This window comes from Cetobacterium sp. (genome assembly GCF_977044495.1).
In genome coordinates, this window is record NZ_CDRRQU010000012.1 from 19,872 (window position 1) to 42,141 (window position 22,270).

At 31.1% G+C, this 22,270-nt stretch carries 19 protein-coding genes and 1 riboswitch; of the genes, 2 read left to right on the plus strand and 17 right to left on the minus strand.

What is annotated here, in order from left to right:
* From yqeH to ACWI69_RS04470, 13 genes are all read right to left on the minus strand, one after another.
* On the minus strand, positions 1-1,110 hold the full coding sequence (yqeH, locus tag ACWI69_RS04410; RefSeq protein WP_448820640.1) for a ribosome biogenesis GTPase YqeH: 1,110 nt from the start codon (positions 1,108-1,110) through the stop codon (positions 1-3).
* A 33-nt stretch (positions 1,111-1,143) separates the two neighbouring features.
* Positions 1,144-2,040, minus strand: coding sequence for a tyrosine-type recombinase/integrase (locus tag ACWI69_RS04415; RefSeq protein ID WP_448820641.1), 897 nt, complete (start codon positions 2,038-2,040; stop codon positions 1,144-1,146).
* 12 nt (positions 2,041-2,052) lie between these two features.
* Entirely contained in the window at positions 2,053-3,363 is a 1,311-nt protein-coding gene (gene trmFO / locus ACWI69_RS04420) for a methylenetetrahydrofolate--tRNA-(uracil(54)-C(5))-methyltransferase (FADH(2)-oxidizing) TrmFO (RefSeq protein WP_448820642.1), read from the minus strand.
* Between the two features lie 56 nt (positions 3,364-3,419).
* Positions 3,420-5,678 carry a type I DNA topoisomerase gene (gene topA, locus ACWI69_RS04425; RefSeq protein ID WP_448820643.1) on the minus strand — a complete coding sequence of 753 codons (2,259 nt, stop codon included), beginning with the start codon at positions 5,676-5,678 and terminating at the stop codon, positions 3,420-3,422.
* 94 nt (positions 5,679-5,772) lie between these two features.
* Positions 5,773-6,837: a DNA-processing protein DprA gene (gene dprA / locus ACWI69_RS04430; RefSeq protein ID WP_448820644.1), complete on the minus strand. Its 1,065-nt coding sequence runs from the start codon at positions 6,835-6,837 to the stop codon at positions 5,773-5,775.
* A 12-nt stretch (positions 6,838-6,849) separates the two neighbouring features.
* Positions 6,850-7,470, minus strand: coding sequence for a tetratricopeptide repeat protein (locus ACWI69_RS04435; RefSeq protein WP_448820645.1), 621 nt, complete (start codon positions 7,468-7,470; stop codon positions 6,850-6,852).
* Between the two features lies 1 nt (position 7,471).
* Positions 7,472-8,671 (minus strand): exodeoxyribonuclease VII large subunit, encoded by a 1,200-nt coding sequence (xseA, locus tag ACWI69_RS04440; RefSeq protein WP_448820646.1) that lies wholly within the window; start codon positions 8,669-8,671, stop codon positions 7,472-7,474.
* Positions 8,672-8,684: 13 nt separating this feature from the next.
* Positions 8,685-10,655, minus strand: a complete 1,971-nt coding sequence (uvrB, locus tag ACWI69_RS04445) for an excinuclease ABC subunit UvrB (protein WP_448820647.1) — start codon at positions 10,653-10,655, stop codon at positions 8,685-8,687.
* Between the two features lie 56 nt (positions 10,656-10,711).
* Complete coding sequence (locus tag ACWI69_RS04450) at positions 10,712-11,386, minus strand: tRNA1(Val) (adenine(37)-N6)-methyltransferase (protein ID WP_448820648.1); 675 nt, start codon at positions 11,384-11,386, stop codon at positions 10,712-10,714.
* Between the two features lie 10 nt (positions 11,387-11,396).
* Positions 11,397-12,362 (minus strand): PSP1 domain-containing protein, encoded by a 966-nt coding sequence (locus ACWI69_RS04455; RefSeq protein ID WP_448820649.1) that lies wholly within the window; start codon positions 12,360-12,362, stop codon positions 11,397-11,399.
* Between the two features lie 68 nt (positions 12,363-12,430).
* Complete coding sequence (locus ACWI69_RS04460) at positions 12,431-13,381, minus strand: hypothetical protein (RefSeq protein WP_448820650.1); 951 nt, start codon at positions 13,379-13,381, stop codon at positions 12,431-12,433.
* Positions 13,378-14,232 carry an ABC transporter substrate-binding protein gene (locus ACWI69_RS04465; protein ID WP_448820651.1) on the minus strand — a complete coding sequence of 285 codons (855 nt, stop codon included), beginning with the start codon at positions 14,230-14,232 and terminating at the stop codon, positions 13,378-13,380. Before ACWI69_RS04465 ends, ACWI69_RS04460 begins: the two co-directional genes overlap by 4 nt.
* Positions 14,233-14,290: 58 nt before the next feature.
* Positions 14,291-16,168 (minus strand): TonB-dependent receptor, encoded by a 1,878-nt coding sequence (locus ACWI69_RS04470; protein ID WP_448820652.1) that lies wholly within the window; start codon positions 16,166-16,168, stop codon positions 14,291-14,293.
* Between the two features lie 26 nt (positions 16,169-16,194).
* Positions 16,195-16,362: riboswitch (cobalamin riboswitch) on the minus strand.
* A gap of 118 nt (positions 16,363-16,480) precedes the next feature.
* Here ACWI69_RS04470 and ACWI69_RS04475 point away from each other — a divergent pair.
* Positions 16,481-16,957 carry a methylated-DNA--[protein]-cysteine S-methyltransferase gene (locus ACWI69_RS04475; protein ID WP_448820653.1) on the plus strand — a complete coding sequence of 159 codons (477 nt, stop codon included), beginning with the start codon at positions 16,481-16,483 and terminating at the stop codon, positions 16,955-16,957.
* Here the strand turns inward: ACWI69_RS04475 and putP are convergent.
* The 4 genes from putP to ACWI69_RS04495 form a co-directional block, all read right to left on the minus strand.
* On the minus strand, positions 16,950-18,398 hold the full coding sequence (putP, locus tag ACWI69_RS04480) for a sodium/proline symporter PutP (protein ID WP_448820654.1): 1,449 nt from the start codon (positions 18,396-18,398) through the stop codon (positions 16,950-16,952). The two genes, ACWI69_RS04475 and putP, sit on opposite strands and share 8 nt — an antisense overlap.
* 321 nt (positions 18,399-18,719) lie before the next feature.
* A complete protein-coding gene (locus ACWI69_RS04485) occupies positions 18,720-19,013 on the minus strand; it encodes a rhodanese-like domain-containing protein (RefSeq protein WP_448820655.1) in 294 nt (97 codons plus the stop codon).
* A 9-nt stretch (positions 19,014-19,022) separates the two neighbouring features.
* Positions 19,023-19,526 (minus strand): flavodoxin, encoded by a 504-nt coding sequence (locus ACWI69_RS04490; protein WP_448820656.1) that lies wholly within the window; start codon positions 19,524-19,526, stop codon positions 19,023-19,025.
* Between the two features lie 2 nt (positions 19,527-19,528).
* A complete protein-coding gene (locus tag ACWI69_RS04495) occupies positions 19,529-20,254 on the minus strand; it encodes a tRNA threonylcarbamoyladenosine dehydratase (protein ID WP_448820657.1) in 726 nt (241 codons plus the stop codon).
* 169 nt (positions 20,255-20,423) lie between these two features.
* On the opposite strand from ACWI69_RS04495, the gene htpG reads away from it, so the two are divergent.
* Complete coding sequence (gene htpG / locus ACWI69_RS04500) at positions 20,424-22,241, plus strand: molecular chaperone HtpG (RefSeq protein WP_448820658.1); 1,818 nt, start codon at positions 20,424-20,426, stop codon at positions 22,239-22,241.
* The last annotated feature ends 29 nt before the right edge of the window (positions 22,242-22,270 follow it).

Here is a 22,270-nt window from a genome sequence, read left to right on the forward strand (position 1 = left end):
TTATCTTTTTGGTTTTATAAAAGCTTCCCTAACAATTATCTCTCCACCTTTTGGGGATGTTATCTCCAATTTCAAAGGTCCTCTTTTTACAGAAAGCCACCCTAGACCTTTAAATACTAACTCTTCTCCTGTCTCCACTGTATAGATTTCTACATCTTTCTCCAAAGTATTAAACTCGTCTCTACAACTTTCACATGGTGGAGTTAAAAAATCTGCTTTTTGCATCAATTCTTTCGCTTTTTCTATATTTGTTTCATGAAATGTCACATCTTTAGAAGCATATAATGAAAATATTGGTTTTAAATCATCATCATTTAAAACTCTCATTTGTATCATCCCACCAATTAAAATCACTCTATCTTCTTGAACTTTATAAGTTTTTCTTGATATTTCATTAGCTGGTATTATATTCTGATTACACTCTTGACAAACGAAATCAGAAAATCTTCCCTCCGGTATTAGTCCTGAAGTATCAATTAAAGTTATTTTTGAAAATGGAATCTCTGTTTTAACGCTTTTTAAAGTTGTCCCTGGAAATTTAGATACAGTGACCCTTTTAGCTCCTATAAGTTTATTTATAATACTTGATTTTCCAACATTCGTTACCCCTAAAACTAGAGCCTTTGCTCCATCTGGATAAAAATGTTTTATTTTTTTAAAAATACCATTTATTCCATATCCATTTTTAGAGCTAACTATAGCTATATCTAGCGGTGCAATTCCCTCCTCTCCTAACCTTCTTTTAACCCAATCAGCGACCTCGGATGGGTGTTTCTCATCCGGTATCAAATCCAATTTATTTATCACAACAATCGAATCTATCTCTCTCAAAATATCTAAAATTTCATCATCAAACGATCCCTCAAAATCAATAATATCAAATACAGGTATTGCCACATCCGCTTCTACCAAACTTTTTTTAACCTCTTCTCTATAATCCTCTTTTGTCATTTTTATAGGAATATATTGCCCATAGTTTTTTATTTTAAAACATCTTTGACAAAGTAATTCTTTACTATCACCTTCTAAAACCGACTTTGGCAAATATCCATTAGAATTTGGTTTATCCCCTTGAAGTTCAATTCCACATCCTATACACTTTTTTCTCATAAACTCTCCTTCGATTTATAATTAAGTTCTCTATCATTTTATCTCTTTAGACAACTCTTTTCTTCTTTTTTTCTCCAAAGCTTCCACATAAATTCTAGTTGAATCTAAATTTGAATGCCCTAATAATTTTTGTAATTGTAGCAAACTCATTCCATGCTCCAACATATGGACAGCAAACGTATGCCTGAAGCTATGTGGACTAATATCTTTTACTATTCCAGCTTTGATTGCGTATCTATCTATAAGTCTTCTCAAAGAACGATCTGTCAATCTTCCACCAGACCCATTGACAAAAAGTATCTCTTTTTTGTATTTAGCTCCCAATTTCTCTCTTTTAGCTGCTATATACCTTTTAAAGAAATTTTTCGCCCTCTCACTAAAAAATACTGTTCTACATTTTTTAAAACTTGTTACAATAACCTCTCTATCATCTAAATTAAAAACATCCTCCCCTAAACCCAAAAGCTCTTGTGATGTTATTCCAGTTGAATAAAGAAGCTCTATAATCAATCTATCTCTTAAACTATGATAATTCTTTAATTCTATCGCTTTTCTAAATCCTATTATTTCTTCTAGTTCAAGAGCTTCTGGAACTCCTCTATCATAACTCGGTGCCACTATTAACTGAGCTGGATTACTCTTTATCTTTCCAGTATCCTTTAAATATTTAAAAAACGACTTTAAAGATGAAATTTTTCTATTTAAAGACCTTTTTCCTATATTATTTCCCTGAAGTTCCACCAAAAACTCTCTAAAATTAAATCCGTCTATGTCAGAAATCTTTTTTAAATCATTACACTTTATAATGTATTCATTAAATCTGTATAAATCTATTCTCAATGATTTTATTGTATTTAAGCTCTTTCCTTTTGCGAACTCACAATGATATAAAAACTCTTTTATATCCCCTAATAAGTTAAGAGTGTCCATCTCAAACTCCTTTTATTTCTCTTGATTTAATTTTTCATCCAAATACTCTAAAGCTATTTTCGATATTTTATTATATTTCTCTTTTTTATCTCTTATCCTCTCATCTAAAGATTTTATTACTCCAAAATTAGGACCCATTGGTTGAAAATTTTTCTTTTCTTCTGTTATATACTTTATGATTGCACCAATTGAACTTCTGTCGTCCAATATCAATGGAGACTTTCCATTTATTTTTCTAATAATATTTGTTGCCGCCATTAATCCTGTAGCAATAGCACAAACATACCCTTCTCCACCTGTTATTTGTCCAGCAAAATATATATTTTCGTTAGTTTTTAAATTCAATGCGGGCGTCAGTAGTTTTGTTGAGTTTATAAATGTATTTCTATGCATAACTCCATATCTTACAAATTCTGCTTTCTCAAGCCCTGGTATCATTGAAAACACTCTTTTTTGCTCTCCCCACTTTAAATTTGTCTGAAATCCTACTAAGTTATATAACTTCCCATCCTTATCGTCCTGTCTTAGCTGAACCACTGCAAATTCCTCTTTTCCAGTTTTTGGATTTATCAATCCCTTCGGTTTCAGCGGTCCAAATAGCAATGTCTTAAAGCCTCTTTGTGCTATTCTCTCCACAGGCATACAAGCTTCAAATAATTTTTCCTCTTCAAAATTTTTTAAAGGGGCTCTCTCTGCTGATATTAAAGCCTCATAAAAAGCCTCATACTCCTCTTTATTCATTGGACAGTTTATGTATTCCCCTTCTCCTTTATCATATCTTGATTGAAAGAACACTTTTTCTTTATCTATTGACTCCAAAGTTACAATTGGTGCTGCTGCGTCATAGAAGTACAAATACTCTTGTTTTAATGTCTCTCCAATATTTTTAGATAGATCAACTGATGTCAATGGTCCACTTGCAACAATAACTATTCTATCTTTTGGTATCTCCTTTAGCTCTTCATTTATTATCTCTATATTCTCCATAGAATATAATTTCGCCGTTACCTTCTCCGAAAAGCCCTCTCTATCCACAGCCAAAGCCTGTCCCGCTGGAACTTTAACTTCATCCGCAATTTCAATTAGTAAAGAGCCCATTCTTCTTAACTCCTCTTTCATCAACCCAGAAGCATTTCCTAGGTGATCTCCTCCTAAAGAGTTACTACATACCAACTCAGCAAATTTTTCACTTTTATGAGCTTCAGTTGAAACTTTCGGTCTCATCTCATACAGTTTTACTTTAATTCCATTTTTTGCTAATTGATATGCTGCTTCCGAACCTGCTAACCCAGCTCCTATCACTACTACTTCTTTACCTGTCATCTATTCTCCTTTTTTATACACACAAAAGTCTCGCCCGTAGAGGCGAGTTCTTTTATCTACTCTTTTTTATTTTTTTCCAATTTTTTAATATTTTTACACTCTGGATATCCAGTACAAGCTAAAAACTTTCCCCATCTACCTCTACCTATTTTAAATGGTTTTCCACATTTCTCACAATTTCCAGCATTTTTTAAGATATCTTCCTCTTCCTTTTGAATCTTATCCATAATCCACTTTAATTGAACTATTCCATCTTTTTCTTCAATTGCTCCATTCATAAGAAGTTTTTTTACTTCTCCCGGTAAAGAAACTCTTCCATTATCCTCTTTAAAGTTCTCACTCTCTAAATAACTACCAAAACGCCCTAGTTTTAAAAGCAATCTACTTCCACTGCTCAAAAATATATCCGTTAGCTTTCCTTGCTTAACTCTTAGTTGCTCTTCTAATAACTCTTTGACTTTTATATCTCCATTTTTTATATCCTCCAGCGGAATTTCAATTCCTTTCAAAGAGTATTTTTCCTTACAATTTTCATCTATGCAACACAGATATCTTCCAAACCTTCCATTTTTCATAACCATATTTCCAGCTCCACAAGGACACGGAACATCTGAAGTTATTACCCTGTTAGCTTCCTCTTCAACCTTAACTTTATAAAGTTCTAAATCTCTTGAAAGTTTAGAATAAAAATCTTTCAAAATCTCAATCCAATCTCTTTCACCCTCTTCAACTAAATCCAAGCCATCTTCTAAAGAGGCTGTAAATTTAACATCCATGATGTCCTTAAAGTTTTTTTCCAATATTGTTTTTATCTCGTATCCTAACTCTGTTGGAATAAAACTCTTTCCCTCAACCACAACATATTCTCTTTTCTTTAGAGTCTCTATTATCGAGGCGTAAGTAGATGGTCTTCCTATTCCATCTGCTTCTAGTTTTTTTACTAGAGAGGATTCTGTCAATCTTGAAGGTGCTTTTGTCCAGTCTTCTTTTATATGCAACTTTTTTAGCGTCAAGAAATCCCCTTCATTTATTATTGGAAACTCCCCTAAAGGTAACTCCTCCTCATCTTTAAATACTTTATAGTACCCATCAAATATTATTTTATTTAAAGTTCCTCTAAATTGATAATCTCCATTTTCCAATATTATTTCAAATTGCTCATATTGCATTGCTGCTAATTGAGAAATCATAAACCTTTCCCATATAAGTTTATATAATTTATATTGATCCGGAGTTAAATCTTTTTTTATTTTTTCAGGCTCCAAGTAAATATCTGTTGGTCTTACAGCTTCGTGAGCATCTTGAATTTTTTCATCCTTTTTCTTTTTTACTCCCTCTTTACCTAGATATTCCTTTCCAAAATTCTCCATTATATAACTTTTTGCCATCTCTTTAGCTTCGTCAGATATTCTTGTCGAATCTGTTCTCATATAAGTTATCAAACCTTTTTGATTCCCATTTATACTTATACCCTCATATAATCCTTGGGCTACAGACATAGTTTTTGACGCAGAAAACCCTAAGTAAGAGGATGACAGCTGTTGTAATGTACTTGTTTTTAATGGCAATGGTGGATTCTTTGATTTTTTAGTTACTTTAGAATTGATAACTGAATACTCTGAATTTAATGTCAATTGTACATTTTTTACAACATCCTCATCTGTAACTCTCTCGAATCTCTTTCCCTCTATCTTATAAAGAGATAAATTCATTTTATTTTCAAACTCACCCTTTATATCCCAAAATTTTTCTGGAACAAACTTTTTTATCTTATCCTCTAAATCACATATTAATTTTAAAGCAACTGATTGAACCCTTCCGGCACTGGTATTTGATGATATTGACTTCCACAAAAGTGGACTTATTTCATATCCAACTAATCTATCTAGTATTCTTCTAGCTTGTTGAGCATTAACTCTATTTATATCAACTTTTCTAGGATTTTTTATAGCCTCTCTTATCGCTCCATTTGTTATCTCATTAAATTCTATTCTATTGGCTTCATTTTCATTTAATTTCAATGTTTGAGCTATATGCCATGCAATAGCTTCTCCTTCTCTATCAGGGTCTGATGCTAAATACACTTTATCTGATTTCTTGGCAAGGTCCTTTAAAGTTTTAATTACATCTCCCTTTCCTCTTATTGTTGAATAACTTGGTCTAAAATTATCCTGGACATCTACTCCAATCTTACTTTTAGGTAAATCTCTTACGTGTCCAAAGGAAGCTGTAACATGAAAATTATTCCCCAATATTTTTTCAATAGTCTTCGCTTTTGCAGGTGATTCCACTATTACTAAATTTTTTTTCGCCACTATTTTCACCCCTAATTTTCTCTATATACATTATTCGCTCTTAATTATATTAGAAATTAATAAAAAAATCAACCAAGGGGACTAAGTTTCCCACTTACAAACGTCTTCTATAGTGTCCTCCCGATAAACTTTGGATATAACCATCTATTTCTAACTCCATTAAATTACTCAATAACTCACTTGTTTCACAAGAAACCTCTCTTCTTATCTCCTCTAAATGCATTTTCGTTTTTAATACACTATATATTTTTAATTTTATTCCAATCAATCTGTTTAATTTTTTTCCCTCTTCATTTATCTTGGTCCAATTATATTCATCTAATATATCCTCACCAGACACTATTAATTTTGCCTGAGATAACTTTATTAACTTATTGCACCCCTGTGATAGTGGATATGTTATATCTCCAGGAAAAGCATAGACATCTCGCCCCTCTTCTAAAGATATACTTGCAGTTATTAAACTCCCACCTTTCAAAGAACTTTCTACCACTACTGTTCCTCTAGCCAATCCAGCTATTATTCTATTTCTTATCGGAAAATTTTTAGGAGCTGGAATTGTTCCCAGAGGAAACTCCGATATTAACAATCCCTTTTTCTCTATTTCATCTCTCAATTTAATATTAGTTTTTGGATAATATATATCTATTCCACACCCTAAAACGGCAATCGTATTGCCCTTATATTTTAACACCTCTCTATGGACCACTGAATCTATTCCTAAAGCTAATCCACTTATAATAACTACATCCCCATCCACTAAATCTTTGACTACTCTTTCACAACAAAGTTCTCCATATTTTGTCGATCTTCTTGTTCCTACAATAGATATCATTTTATTTTTACTTAAAAGTTCTATATTTCCTTTATAAAAAAGAAAAAGAGGAGGCTTCGCTATATTTTTTAAACTATCAGGATATCTATAATCATTGATACTTATTAACCCTATCCTATTTCGCTCCAAATAATCCATTACCTCCAAGTATCTTTCACATTGCTTTGATTTTTCTATCAACTGGGTATCATCTATAGTTAAATTTAATGTGTTTATAAATTTATCTAAATTAGTAAAAATATCTTTATAACGTTTATTATTTGCCATTAAAGCTCTTATCTTACTACTTTTTAAACCTATTAATTTTAATCGATACCACTCCATCTGTCACCTCTCTTATCTAGAATATGTAGATGTTAACATATTGCTAATCTCTTTTGACTGTGGATACAATCTTTTTCCCTCTTGTAAAATTTCTCTCGCTTTTTCTGTTTTCTTTTCAGCTAAATAGATATCTCCCAAAGCTAAAAATCCCTCTATACTTGGGGAATAGTTCATATATATTTGTATATCGTCTATCGCTTTGTTGTATCTACCTAAATTCCTATATGCTAAACCTCTTCCTAAGTAAGCCTCCTTCATACTTGGCTCCTCACTAATTGCAACACTATAAAAATCAATTGCTTTGTTATAATCTCCTATGAACCTATAGCTTGTTGCTGCTCCAAACAGATTTCTAGAACTATCTATGTTACTACTAAAAATTTGTGCTGCTCTTTCATACTTTCTATTTCTAAAATATTGATCCCCTAAGTAGAAAATTTGATTCTCATTTCCACTTATAGAATTTATATAACTTTTAAAATACTTCTCATACTCTTTCAAAAGAACTGCTGCTTTATCTCTATCATCTTCTCTTGCAATTTGACTTTCTAAACTCTGTATATATGCTGGTCTTTGGTCACTTAAAGCTATTAAACTAAGAAAAAGAAATAACATTCCCATAAACTTTTTCATTTTAGATAATCTCCTCTACTTTACTAATTATTTTTCCATTCTTTACAATTGTTTCAATCGAATCCCCAATCTTTAACTGAGAACTTTCTTTTATTACAGTATTTCCTACTTTAGTTATACTATAACCTCTTTTTAAAATATTTAAAGGGTTTAAAGCAATTATTTTTTCTGTACATACCTCTAACACATGACTTTTATTTTTATGTATTTTTTGTATACACTTTTCCAACTTTTCCTCTTTTAAAATTAAAATTTGATTTTTTTCCTCTATGGTTTTAAAAAAATTTTTTAGGATATAATTATTCTGTAATTGAATTACTTCATCCTTTTTCTTCCGTATTAATCTATTGATACTTTCTTTCAATCTTTTTTCTTTTTCCAGTAATTGCTTTTCTATCTCTTTTTTTACCGGTATAGATATCTCTATCGCTTGAGTGGGAGTGGCAGCTCTAACATCTGCAGCTAAATCGGAAAGTAGGTTGTCTATTTCATGACCTACAGCTGATATTATTGGTTTTTTACTTTGAAAAAATGCTCTTACTACCTCCTCTTCATTGAAAGCCCATAGGTCCTCAACACTTCCTCCACCTCTACCAGCAATAATTATATCTATTTCTGGTATTTTATTTAAAATCTCAATTCCTCTTACAATCTCCTCTTTAGCTCCGACTCCCTGAACTTTAGCTGAAAATATATATATATCTATATTTTCAAATCTTTTTCTCGTTGTATTTACTATATCATGAAATGCCGCTCCTGTATATGCGGTTACCACTCCTATTGCTTTTGGATATTTGGGTAACTCTTTTTTGAACAGAGGTGAAAACAATCCCTCTTGCCCTAAAGCTTTCTTTAGTTGCTCCAATTTTGCAAACATCTCTCCAAGTTTATCTTCCTTTTGTACGTGGCGAACTAAAATTTGAAAGTCACCTCTAACCTCATAAAAACCAACATCACCAAATATTTTTACAGAATCTCCCTCTTTTAAATCTTCAGCTATTCTCTTAAATTTGTAATTAAATGCCGCACATTTTATCTGACTCTGTTTATCTTTTAAAGTAAAATACAGGTGACCACTTTTGTAATAGGTCACTCCTGAAAGTTCCCCCTTTAAAAAAAACTCTTGAAAACTTGGGTTTTCATCTATATACCCCTTTACCATCCGATTGAACTCTGTCACAGTATAAATTCTTTCTTCCATAGTTCATTCACTCCTACATCTCTAACAACATCAATTTTAACTTATTCATCTCATCTCTTTTTTCTATAGCCTCTTCAAAATTTAACTCTTCAGACAATACCTTTATCTCCTTGACTAATTTCTTTATCTCCTTTTCAATATCCTCTTTACTAGTGAAATGCTTAGTTTCAACTAACTTTTCCTCCTCTAGCTCCCAATTGAATACGGATTCCGAAATCTCTCTTAAAATTGTTTTAGGCTCTATACTATTTAATAAATTATATTCTCTTTGTTTTTTTCTTCTTCTCTTTGTTTCTTCCATTGCGTATGCCATGGACTCTGTTATGACATCACCGTACAATATAACTCTTCCATCCACATTCCTAGCTGCTCTTCCTATGGTCTGTACCAAAGATCTCTTGCTCCTCAAAAATCCCTCTTTATCTGCTTCTAAAATAGCCACCAGTGATACTTCCGGTATATCAAGCCCCTCTCTTAATAGGTTTATTCCAATTAAAACATCAAATTCACCTTTTCTCAGACCTCTTATAATCTCTACTCTTTCTAAAGTATCTATATCTGAGTGCATATATTTTACTTTAACACCTAAAGTTATATAATATTCAGTTAATTCCTCAGCCATTTTTTTAGTTAAAGTAGTTATCAAAACCCTTTCCTTTTTTAAGACATTTTTTCTAATCTCTTCTAAAAGATCATCCACTTGATTTTTAGTTTCTCTAACTTCTATAATGGGATCTAAGATTCCTGTTGGTCTAATGAGCTGTTCCGCTATATGTCCATCAGATTTTTCTATTTCAAAATCTCCAGGAGTAGCCGAAACAAAAATTGTTTGACCACAATTCTCTCTAAACTCTTCAAATGTTAAAGGTCTATTATCCAAAGCAGATTTTAATCTAAAACCATTTTCAACTAAAGCAGTTTTTCTTGCCCTATCTCCATTGTACATCCCCCTTATTTGAGGAACTCCAATATGCGACTCATCTATATATACAATAAAGTCTTTAGGAAAATAGTCCATCAATGTATCTGGTTTATCTCCCGGATTTTTATGAGTTAAGTATCTTGAATAATTTTCAATCCCTTTACAATATCCCACTTCTCTTATCATCTCTAAATCATATTCTGTTCTTTGTTTCAATCTTTGTGCTTCTAAAAGTTTCCCCATCTCTTCGAAATCTTTAACCTCTTTTTTTAAATCTTTTCTTATCTCCTCTATAATTCTCTCCTGCTCCCCTTCTTCCGTTACATAATGAGTCGCTGGAGATATCGCAATTCTTTCTAAATTTCTTTTTAATTTCTGTCCTGTCAATGTGTTAATCTCAGAAATTTCTTCAATTTCATCTCCCCAAAATTCGATCCTATACCCATTTTCCATATATGATGGATATATATCTATAACATCTCCTTTTACCCTAAATTTTCCTCTTTCAAAAGCAATGTCATTTCTCTCGTATCGTAATTCTATCAATTTTGATATCAATTTTTTTCTGCTGTATCCTGTTTTTTTATCTATTGCTATTGTTAAATTCTTATAAGTTTCTGGGGATCCAAGTCCATAAATTGCGGATACCGAAGCTACAATTATGACATCTTTTCTATTTATTAGAGCAGCTGTTGCCGCATTTCTAAATTTATCTATTTCATCATTGATAGAAGAATCCTTCTCTATATAGGTATCTGTAGTAGCTATGTATGCCTCTGGTTGATAATAATCATAATACGAAACAAAATATTCTACTGCGTTCTCTGGAAAAAAACTTCTATACTCGGAAAATAGTTGTGCCGCTAATGTTTTATTAGGAGCTAATATCAATGCTGGTCTACCACTCTCTTTTATAATATTAGCTATTGTAAAAGTTTTCCCTGATCCAGTTACCCCCAGCAAGGTTTGATCCTTTATGCCTTCATCCAACCCTCTAATCAATTTTTTTATAGCTTCTGGCTGATCTCCTGTTGGACTATATTTTGAATTTAATTTAAACATCTTTGTGACACCTCCATTAAAATAGGGAGAGGTAACTCCTCTCCCTTAAAGTATCTCTAATTATCATTTAAAAAAATTGGAGTCTCAATTTTTAATATGTTTTTTCTCCCCTTGCTAGCCTCTATTAAAACAATACTAGAATCTTTATTCTTTGAATAATGAACAAATTTAACTCTTTTAACAGAAAATCCATTTTTTATAAGTTCTTCTGAAATTTCTAAAAATCTATAGCTTTTATGTACCATAAAGAGCTCGCCCCTCGGTTTTAATAATCTTCTAGCATTTGCTATAAACTCTTTTAAATTGAGTTTTATTTCATGCCTTGCAACACTCTTTATATCTTGACTATTAATCTCCTTGCCATCTAAAACCATATAGGGGGGATTTGAAATTATATAATCATAGGTATTTCCTTCTCGAATATCCTTTACATCCATGTTTATAATTTCTATTCTATCCTCTAATCCATTTCTTTTTACATTTCTTAGAGCTAAATCTGCAACTTCTTTTTGAATCTCAACCGCTTTTATCTTTGATACTTTATTTTTAGCACATAATAATACCGGAATTATACCGTTTCCTGTTCCAATTTCCAATATCTTAGAGTTTTTATTTCCATTGAAAAAATTAGCCAATAAAACTGCGTCAGTTCCAAATCTGAATCCTTCTTTCTTCTGAATTAAAGTGTACCCTTCACAAATAGTGGCTATATCTTCATTTTCAAAAATCATCTCTTTTTTACTACTCCTTTTCTAAAACCTTATGTTGTAGCTCCTCTGTCGACAAAACATTCTGTAATTTTTTTGCTTCTTTTTTATTAAACTTTATCTCGTCAATAAAAACTTTCATAATTCCTTTTCCTTCAACATCTACATATAAGAATCCATTCAATGGACTTATACTTGTTACTTTTCCATCTCCTTTTGGAGTCTTAACAAGTTGATTTACCGCAGGATAAATTCTTAAAGCCTCTTCATATTGTTTATATTCGTAGTTGATACAACAAAGTAACCTTCCACATACACCCGATATTTTCGTTGGATTTATTACTAAACCTTGATCTCTAGCCATCTTTATCGATACTGAATCAAACTTATTTATAAATGTTCTACAACATAACTCTTTTCCACATACACCTATATTCCCAAGTATCCTTGCTTCATCCCTAACACCAATCTGCCTTAGTTCTATTCTCAGCTTAAATATATTTGCTAAATCTTTTACTAAATCTCTAAAATCAATTCTGCCTTCAGCTGTAAAATAGAATATCAACTTTGTTTTGTCAAAAGTGTACTCTGTCTCTATTAATTTCATAGGTAATTTATGATGATTAATTCTTTCTTTACAAATCTTAAATGCCTCTCTAGCCTCTTTTCGAAGAACCTCATATTTATCAATTTCTTCTTCACTAGCTTTTTTTATTACTGGTTTTAATGGTAATACTAATACTCTTTCAGGAAGTTGCATTGGTCCACCATAAACAATCCCAATCTCTTTCCCTCTGACAGTGTCCACTATCACCTTGTCTCCCTTTTTGTATTCCACTTCATCTACGATCTCAAAACTGTATCTCTTTTTAGTAGTTTCAAACATCACTCCCAATATATTGTACAATCTATTTGGATCTGATACTATCTCTTCTTGAACTTCCTCTTTTATTACAATCTCATCTATATTTTTATCTATATCTAAATTTCCTTGTGTCATATAACCTCCTACGAAAATCTCAACACTCTATATTATAAAGTATATCATATTTTTCATCTTTTAAAAATTTATTTTACATAATTTAATTGTTCTCTAACAACCTCTTCTAAATTGTCAATAGACGAAAAATTTAATTCTAAATTTATATACTTTAAGTTTGGCAATACATTCAGTATTGATTTTAAATTTCCTTTATAAATTTTATGAGGATCAAGTTTTTTCATATGTTTCCATTCAATTTTAAATTTTTCCTTCCTGTCTCCTTTTTCCCAACTCTCTATCTCATCAGAAAAATCTTTTTCTGAGTAATTAATAAAATCTATTGCATTTATATGAACACCATACACAAATTTACCTAGTTCTCTCAACTCTTTAATTTTTTTTAGAATATATCGGTCTGCATCTTGAAAATTATTTATATTTTTTTCTGTACATATCATATGGGATAAATCCAAAAGAAAACCTTTATTTTCATATTTAATTTTCTCAAAAAAATATTTTGTTAATCCATAGTCTTTAAGCGTCAACCCCGGCCATGGTAGATTTTCAAAAAGGAGTAATGGTCCCTCTCCTTTAAAAACTTCATTTACTATTTTTGATGTTTCATCCAATACTTCCATAGAAGTATAATCATAGTCAAATGTAAAAATATCCTTAGGTCTCACGTGTGAAACATGAAAAACTAAATACTTCGCCCCTATTTTTTTTGCATCTTCAAACTGCTTTTTAAAAGTTTCAAGTAAAATATTTTTTTTTAAAGAACGATAATAGTTTAATACCCCCTCATCATTATAAAAATCTTCTCTAACTTTCTCTCTCTCCTCTTTCCAAAACTCTAACCAAGTAGGGTAATATAGCAAATGTACTCCTTTTATAGGATACTTTTCATAGCTTTCTAAGGGCACATGATCTCCTATTATCGTCTCTATCCCAGTCACTCCCTCTTTTTCTAACGCTTCATATATCTTGAAAAATTTCTTTTCCTCTCCATTTTTTGGAACAAAACTAAAACCTATCATTGTGAAAGCACTTCCTTTATCTGTCTTAAAGATTTTAAAACTCTTGGTGATGGTCTGTTGATACCCTCATCTATAACATATATTCTCCCATTTTTTACAGCATCTATCTCCTGCCATTCAGCTCTATTTTTTATCTCTTCAACAATCTCCTTTCTATCCTCTCCAATAAGTATAACTTCAGGATTTTTTTCAATAACAGATTCCAAAGTTGGTGAAATCCATCCCTCTTGATCTCCAAATATATTATGTCCACCAGCATTTTCAATGACATCATTTAAAAATGTTTTATTTCCAGTTGTGTATATTGGATTATTTAAAATTTCAAAATATACCCGTTTTTTTGATATTTTATTCTGTATTACTAATTTCTCCAACTCTTTTACATATCTATTTTTTAAAATATCACTTTTTTCATTTTCATTTAAAAGGCTTCCTATCTCATCTATCGAATTTTTGACCTCCTCCAAAGATTTTGGTGTTTTCATCACGTAGATAGGAATTCCTATTTCATCAAATACCTCTAGACTCTCTTTCCCTTTAGACAAACTATGTTGAGAGGTTATAACCAAATCTGGCATTAAATCAATTATTCTCTCTTCGTTCAATCTATCTGTGTTCAAAACTCCTTTTCCCTCTAACTCTTTAGATATTTTCTCAGAATATATATCTACTCCCAACAAAATATTAACTAATCCCATATCCACTATTATCTCCGTGTTGGATGGAACTGTCGAAATTACTCTCTCCACTTTTTTAGAAATTTCAACCTCTCTTCCAATGCCATCTACAAATATCTTTGAATATCCCACTGAAAATACGACTATACTTAATACAAATATTTTTCTTAACATTGTCCACCTCTTTTATAAAAAATGCTCTTTCCATATCTTGAAAAGAGCATTTTCTTAATTAAAAACTGTATTTAAAACCTATGTAATAATTTCTTTCTGGTGCTGGGTAATAGTTACGAATTTTACTGTAACTACTGTATCCTACATAATCATAGTATTTTTCATTAAAGAGATTATTAATTCCTGCATTTATAACTAATCCATCTTGAAAATTATACATAAAAGTCAATCCACTTAATAAGTAACTGTCAATCTTTTCTCTTTCGTTAGCTTCATCATTGCTATCATAAGCTTTTCCGTAATATTCCCAAGAGTTATTTACACTCAATTTCTCATTAAATCTATAGTTAAAATTTAAAACCCCTTTAATATTTGGAATACCTGGAATATCTTTCCCCTCTTTAAACTCCGTTTTCATATAAGTTATTGATTCTGAAACTGTCAATTTATCGAAATAGTGCTCTAAAGAGAATTCAACTCCTTTTCTTTTACTTGTTCCATCTAAATTCCTATTTTTATTAAACTCATCATTTTTATTTGCTCCATAAAAAATTTCATTTTCTGTTTCTATATAAAACACTGAAGTTGAAATATACGTATTTCCTAAGAAATCTTTCATTCCAATTTCATAAGTTTCTGTCTTTTGAGGATTAAATTCTCCGTCCCAAAAATTTAGCTCGTCAGTATTTGGCGCCCTAAATCCTTTTGTATAACTTATATATGTAGAACCTGAGTCTGAATATAGATAACTTCCTGTAAGCTCTATCGCATCTTCTTTGAATTTCTTTGTTGTAAGTGTATCTCTTTTATATTCAATATCTTGTTTTCTATATCCTTGAGTAAATCTGAACTTATCAATCGTATAACTATTTACTACAAACCCACCTAGAGAGTTCTTTTCAGATTTTCCATTTCCATAAGCAAAATCTTTCGTCTCTCCCTCATAAATATCTCCACCAAATACAACATAGCTATCATCTAAATATGAGTATTTAAGTTGTGGTTTTAAATATTTAACCTCTGTCTTATAGTTACTTCCATTTGAAGAGTAATTTTCATGAGCATACCTTCCTAATAATTTGAACTCTAAATCAGAATTTATGTTATATAGATAATCTCCTACAAAATTATTTTTCTCTGTTTTTCCATCAATTCTCCACGCATTTGGGTTGGAGTGTGTTCTATCCTCATTAACTTCATCCTTGTTTAACGCTCCCGGCGCTTTAAAATCATTCTTTGAGTAGTTATATTTAACTTTTAACTCCCCTTCATCAAGTTTATATCTGCTTCTAAACCCAAAGCTTTCCAAATTATCTTTAGAATAGTCTCTATATCCATCTTTTTCTCTTCTCAAATAATCTACTTCTACTAAAAATCTTTCTCCTATTTTAGTACCGTATGTAACTTGCTGTTTTTTTAATCCATACGATCCTATCTCACTATTCAAACTTCCATAGTTTTTCCTATCTTCTGGTGCTTTTGTTATAATATTGATTGTTCCACCAACCGCTCCATCTCCATATAAAACCGATCCTCCAGAAGGTATCACCTCAATCCTTTCAATACTATTAACTGGTATATTACTTGTTTGATATCCAGATAAATCTATTGAATTAATTGGTGCTCCATCAACCAGTACTATAACATTTGATTTTGCTGTTGCCCCCTGACCTCTTACATCAAAAGCAGCGTCTGTCCCACCCATCTCTTTTACAATGACACTTGATACCAATTTTAAAGCTTCTGCTACTGTTTTAGCTCCTCTTTGTGTTATCTCTTCGCCTGTTAATACAGTTACATTTCTAGGTATACTTGCCACCGTTGTTTCCGTATTCTCACTTGTTATAACACTCTCATCTAGCTTTATAACCTTTTCTTGTCCCATTGTTAAAGTAGATGCAAGAAGTAAACCAATAATATAAAATCTTTTTTCCATTTAATTTAATCCTCCCAAATCTGTCACTCGCAGTTTATTTTATGGCAGGTATCCTGACTCAACTTCCTCCTCCAATAGCCCTTCCCAGTTTCCCAGTGGTTCATCTATTTTTGTCCGTTTTACAGTGGCGTGACCGTTTAAGCTTCTCACTTAATTCCCTTTTAATTTATAAAACCATAACGCCTTATTATACTATAAATACTTTATTTTTAAAAGTTTTAAACAATAAATGAACAATATATATTTTAAATTAACCTTGATTTATTTATATTTTTTTAGTACAATTTTAATAAAGTTTTTGAGGAGAGTTGTATGAAAAATATTATTCCAGGTTTTTTCTATATTTTTGACACTCCATTTGGTTTACTTAAAATCGAAGAATTAAATCATGAAATTATTAAGATTGAGCTCAATAATCCTACTTCAAATAGAACTTTTAAACTTACGAGCTCTTTAGCTCAAGCTTCTAAGGAGATTTTGGAATTTCTAAATGGACGTCGTAAAGAATTTACTTTTAAAATAAATCCCATTGGAACAGAGTTTCAAAAAAATGTTTGGAAAGCTTTACTCGATATTCCATACGGTGAAGTTAAAACATACAAAGATATTGCTATCGCTATCGGTAATCCTAAGGCGTGCAGAGCGGTAGGTTTAGCAAACAATAAAAATCCTATTCCCATAGTTATTCCTTGCCATAGAGTTATTGGCTCCAATGGCAAATTGACTGGATATGCCTATGGCTTATCTCTAAAGTCTCATCTACTAAATTTAGAAAAGGGTGCTAAGTAACTTTGCACCCTACACTAACTATACTTTTAAAAATCACTTTTTCTACTATATAAACTGTGATTAAGTTACTAAAAAATCCTGGTAATAGTTCATACATATAACTGTCTAACCCCAAAACTTTCCACATTAAAAATACAAACATTCCAACCAAAATTCCTGCCAGAACACTTTTATTATTCACATTTTTAAAATAAAGTACCGATATTATTGCTGGTCCAAATATTGTTCCAAACCCTCCCCAAGCATAAGCGACCAATGATAATACTTTAGCATTTTGATTTAGCGCAAATAGTAGTGCCAACAAGGCTATCACTACTACACACAGCCTTCCAACCCACATAATTTCTTTATCAGAAACATCTTTTTTCATATATCTATAAAAGTCTTCTGTTAAGGTAGTTGATGAAACTAACAGCTGGGAATCTATTGTTGACATAATTGCAGATAGAATTGCAGCTAATAAAACTCCCGCTACCCAAGGATTAAATAGCTCTTTTATCATATAAATAAATATTTTTTCTGCATCCCCTCCCAATTCTGTAACATTTCTAAAAAGAGAAATTCCCAAAAGTCCAATCGCTATTGCCCCAACTAAAGAAATAATTACCCATATCATGGCTATTCGTCTAGATTTTTTTAACTCTTTTACATTCTTTATACTCATAAATCTGACTAAAATATGAGGCTGTCCAAAGTACCCTAGTCCCCATGCCAATGAAGATAATATTCCTAAAATTCCTATACTTTCTCCATTCTGTTTAAATATATCCAATGAAATTCCTTTTAACTCAATTCCTTGTTTAATTGTTTCCATGTCTCCAATTTTATAATAAGCAGCCAAAGGAACCGCTATTATAGCTATAAACATCAAAGCACCTTGAAAAAAATCTGTCCAACACGAAGCCAGATATCCCCCCATAAATGTATACATAACTATTGTCACTGTACCCACTACAACGGCAACTTTATAATCGATTCCAAGTATCGATTCAAATAGTTTTCCTGCTGCGACCAACCCAGAAGATGAATAAATTGTGAAGAAAAACAGTGTTCCTAAAGCTAAAACTTTCCTTATTGTTCCTTTGTCATCTTTTAATTTTTTTTCTAAAAAAGTTGGTAAAGTCATTGTATTTTCTATTTCAGTTTCGACTCTAAGTTTTGGAGCTATAAACTTCCAATTCAAATATGTTCCCACCGTTAAACCTACTACAACCCAAATTTGTCCAAATCCCGAAAGATATACTGCCCCTGGTAATCCCATTAATAACCATCCACTCATATCACTAGCTTGTGCCGATAGTGCAGTTACCCAACTGCCAACTCCTCTACCACCTATCAAATACTCCTCAGAACTGGAAGTCTTTCCATAAAAATAAATTCCTACTCCTATTAAAAATAACAAATATGTTCCAAATGTAATAAATGTTTCTATTCCTATCATTTTATACTCCTCCCAAATTTTTAATAAAAATAAAAAAGAGTCACCTAAGCACAATTTTGTACCTAAGTGACCCTTATTAAAAGAATCCTATAAAAATAATCTTCTATTGAAAGTTATTTCCCCTTAGATACAGATCCAAAATCGTAACACAAAATGGACCTGTATCTAAACATAAACTAATGCTTAAAACACAAATCCCTATCTAGGGGGGATGGGTTGTCTATTCACATTATTTGAAATAACTTGATTTTTTTTCATCAGAACTCTCCTTTAATTTTTTATTTTCATTATAGTAACATATGAAAATAAATTTGTCAAATTTTATTTCCAAGTCAATATTCCATCTCGAGAATTAAAAACTTTTGTAAATCCCTCTTCCAGAAGAATTAAAGCTGCAGCTTTTGATCGAACTCCACTTCTACAAAAAGTTATATAAGTTTTCTCCTTATCTAACTCTATAATTCTTTCCTCTAACTCATGAAGTGGTATGTTTAAACTATCTTCTACCGATTCTTCCCAGTACTCATCCTCTGTTCTAACATCCAAAAGTACCGTTTTTTCCTCTTTTAATAGAGTCTTCACCTCTTCTTGATTCAATGTCTTATATTTTCTCATAATTTTTTCCTAATTGAATAGAGGTTTAATCTCTTCTATCCAAGCTTTTATTCTATCAGGTGTTTCGTTATCTTGATTACTTTCATCTAAAGCAAGACCTACGAACTTGTTGTCTATAACTGATTCAGTTTCTTCATAGCTATATCCTTCAGTTGAAGTAAATCCAACAACTTTTGCCCCTTTATCTATAACTGCATCATACAGTTTTCTCATCGCCCCTGCATATGATTCACCAAATGCAAATTGATTTCCCACACCTACTATTCCTACTATCTTATTAGTAAAATCTAAACTTTTTAACTTGTCGTATACATTTTCCCAATCTTTTTGTAACTCTCCAACTCCATAAGTTGGTGAAACTAAAATTAGATTTTCAAGATTCTCCATCTCATCAATCCCATTTGCTACATCAAAGACTTCGTACTCCTCTCCTCTTAAATAAAACTCTATCTCATCAACTATTCCAGCTGTTATTCCTGACGTTGTTCCATAAAAAATTCCTATTTTTTTCATAATCAATTTCCTCCTAAATTTTTTAAGCCTGTTATATCCTTTACTACCTCACTTGCTATTATTAAACCTGCTACGGATGGTACAAAAGATATGCTTCCTACATTACACTGTTTCTCTCTATTATTTTCTAAATTACTAGGTTTCATAGGTAACTCTTTTGAAAAAACTACCTTTACCTTTTGAATTCGTCTCTTTTTTAATTCCGATCTCATGACCTTTGCTAAAGGGCAGACAGATGTCTTTGATATATCAGCCACTTCTAACATTGTTGGATTTATTTTATTTCCAGTTCCCATTGACGAAATAATTGGAATTTTTAACTCCTTTGCTATAGTTATTAAATCTAGTTTCGCTGTGATAATATCTATTGCGTCAACAATATAACTATATTTTTTGTCACCTGAAAAAAATATATCTCTTTTATCTTTAAAGAATTTTTCTTTATAAGCAGTTATCTTAATATTTGGATTTATAGATAAAGCTCTTTCTTTTATTAGTTCAACTTTATCTCTCCCTACACTATTCTGAGTAGCAATTATTTGTCTATTGAGATTTGTTATATCAACTGTATCAAAGTCAACAACCGTTAACTCTCCAACACCTGCTCTAACTAAGGCTTCCACTACGAATCCTCCCACTCCTCCCACTCCAAATACAACTACATGAGAGTTATTTAACTTATTTAGATTTTCTACACCTATTAACAGCTCTGTTCTTTGAAAAATCATCTATATACCAACCTTTTTTATTCTTTACTAATTACATAAAGATTATATACTAAATGAATATAAAATACAAGTTTTTCTTTATAAACTCTTGACATTTTTTCTCAATTTATGTTATATATATTTTATTAGCCACAATATATGTGGAGTGCTATTTTTAAGGGAGGATACAATGAAAAAAGAAACAAAAGTATTTCAAGCTGAAACTAAAGAACTTTTAAATCTTATGGTACACTCTATTTACACTCATAAGGAGATTTTTTTAAGAGAACTTATCTCAAACGCTAGTGATGCCACTGATAAATTAAAATTTAAAGCTCTTACAGATACTCACATTTTAGATTCTTCTGAAGAACTTTGCATAACTATTGTTCCTAATGAGGAGTTAAAAACTCTAACTATCACTGATCATGGAATAGGTATGACTTTTGAAGAAGTTGTAGAAAATATTGGAACTATTGCTAAATCTGGATCAAAAGCTTTTTTGAATTCATTGGAAGAAGCTAAAAAAAATAATGACTTAAATATAATCGGACAATTTGGAGTTGGATTTTATTCTGCATTTATGGTCGCTGATAAAATTGTATTAGAAACTAAATCACCATACTCTGATAAAGGAGTTAGATGGACATCTACTGGTGAAGGAAGTTATGAAATTGAAGAGATTGATAGAACAGAAAGAGGAACTTCTATCACTTTATATCTAAAAGATGAGGAAGATGATAAAGAATTCCTAAATGAATATAAAATAAAAGGGCTTGTTAAAAAATATTCTGACTATGTTAAATATCCAATAATGTTAAACAATGAAAGAATTAACTCAACTAAACCTATTTGGAAAACTCCAAAAGATGAATTAAAAGATGAGGATTATAACGAGTTTTATAAATCTACTTATCATGACTGGCAGGACCCTCTTTTTCATTTTAACTTTAATGTTCAAGGAAATTTAGAATACAATGCTATTCTATTTATACCACAAGTCCCACCTTATGATCTTTATACAAGAGAGTATAAAAGAGGACTTCAACTATATACTAAAAATGTTTTTATAATGGATAAATGTGAAGAATTAATCCCACAATATTTTAACTTTATAAAAGGATTAGTTGATACAGATGATTTATCTCTTAATATATCAAGAGAAATTTTACAAAAAACTCATCAACTAAAAGCTATCTCTAAAAACTTAGAGAAAAAAATTATAAGTGAATTTGAAAAATTGCTATCTACTGATAGAGATAAATACATTAAATTCTGGGAAGTTTTTGGAAAACACATTAAATTTGGTGTTCACGAAAACTTTGGATTGAACAAAGATAAATTAGAAAATCTTCTTCTTTTCAAAAGCTCTAAAAATTTAGAATACACCTCTTTAAAAGAGTATGTAGAAAGAATGAAAGAGGATCAAAAGGATATCTACTATGCAGTTGGAGAGAATATAGATATACTTCAAAGAATGCCAAAAGTTTTAAACGTTCTTAATAAAGGATTTGAAGTTTTATATCTTACAGAAGGAGCGGATGAATTTGCTTTAAAAGCTATGAATTCATTCCAAGAAAAACCGTTTAAATCAGTCAACGAAGTTACTTTTGAAACTGAAAAAGAGAAGGAGGAGCTAAAAAAACTTGCTGAAATAAATAAATCCCTTCTTGCTAAAATAAAAGAAACTTTAAAAGATAAAGTTACTGAAATAAAATTAAATCCTGAACTTGGGGATAGTTCTGTTTCCCTTTCATCTAAAGGTGAAGTTTCTTTAGAAATGGAAAAACTTCTGTCACAAATCCCAGGTAATGAAGGAGTTAAAGCTGAGAAAGTTTTAGAAATAAATCCAAACCATCCTCTATTTAATAAACTTCAAAATGCTTCCGAAGCTGAGTTAAAAGATTTATCGGATATTCTTTACAGCCAAGGACTGTTGGTGGAGGGATTCACTCTTGAAAACCCATTAGATTTTGTTACAAAATTAAATAACATTTTAAGTAAGTAAAATAGGGAAGAGGCTAATCCTCTTCCCTA

Excerpts from the sequence above, each read along its gene's own strand:
- ACWI69_RS04490 (WP_448820656.1), bottom strand. The coding sequence starts at position 19,526 with ATGAAAAAAATAGGAATTTTTTATGGAACAACGTCAGGAATAACAGCT.
- ACWI69_RS04475 (WP_448820653.1), top strand. The coding sequence starts at position 16,481 with ATGAAAAATATTATTCCAGGTTTTTTCTATATTTTTGACACTCCATTT.
- ACWI69_RS04465 (WP_448820651.1), bottom strand. The coding sequence starts at position 14,232 with ATGTTAAGAAAAATATTTGTATTAAGTATAGTCGTATTTTCAGTGGGA.
- yqeH (WP_448820640.1), bottom strand. The coding sequence starts at position 1,110 with ATGAGAAAAAAGTGTATAGGATGTGGAATTGAACTTCAAGGGGATAAA.
- ACWI69_RS04415 (WP_448820641.1), bottom strand. The coding sequence starts at position 2,040 with ATGGACACTCTTAACTTATTAGGGGATATAAAAGAGTTTTTATATCAT.
- trmFO (WP_448820642.1), bottom strand. The coding sequence starts at position 3,363 with ATGACAGGTAAAGAAGTAGTAGTGATAGGAGCTGGGTTAGCAGGTTCG.
- ACWI69_RS04485 (WP_448820655.1), bottom strand. The coding sequence starts at position 19,013 with ATGAGAAAATATAAGACATTGAATCAAGAAGAGGTGAAGACTCTATTA.
- ACWI69_RS04470 (WP_448820652.1), bottom strand. The coding sequence starts at position 16,168 with ATGGAAAAAAGATTTTATATTATTGGTTTACTTCTTGCATCTACTTTA.
- ACWI69_RS04495 (WP_448820657.1), bottom strand. The coding sequence starts at position 20,254 with ATGATTTTTCAAAGAACAGAGCTGTTAATAGGTGTAGAAAATCTAAAT.
- putP (WP_448820654.1), bottom strand. The coding sequence starts at position 18,398 with ATGATAGGAATAGAAACATTTATTACATTTGGAACATATTTGTTATTT.
- dprA (WP_448820644.1), bottom strand. The coding sequence starts at position 6,837 with ATGGAGTGGTATCGATTAAAATTAATAGGTTTAAAAAGTAGTAAGATA.
- ACWI69_RS04455 (WP_448820649.1), bottom strand. The coding sequence starts at position 12,362 with ATGACACAAGGAAATTTAGATATAGATAAAAATATAGATGAGATTGTA.
- xseA (WP_448820646.1), bottom strand. The coding sequence starts at position 8,671 with ATGGAAGAAAGAATTTATACTGTGACAGAGTTCAATCGGATGGTAAAG.
- ACWI69_RS04435 (WP_448820645.1), bottom strand. The coding sequence starts at position 7,470 with ATGAAAAAGTTTATGGGAATGTTATTTCTTTTTCTTAGTTTAATAGCT.
- ACWI69_RS04450 (WP_448820648.1), bottom strand. The coding sequence starts at position 11,386 with ATGATTTTTGAAAATGAAGATATAGCCACTATTTGTGAAGGGTACACT.
- ACWI69_RS04460 (WP_448820650.1), bottom strand. The coding sequence starts at position 13,381 with ATGATAGGTTTTAGTTTTGTTCCAAAAAATGGAGAGGAAAAGAAATTT.
- htpG (WP_448820658.1), top strand. The coding sequence starts at position 20,424 with ATGAAAAAAGAAACAAAAGTATTTCAAGCTGAAACTAAAGAACTTTTA.
- uvrB (WP_448820647.1), bottom strand. The coding sequence starts at position 10,655 with ATGTTTAAATTAAATTCAAAATATAGTCCAACAGGAGATCAGCCAGAA.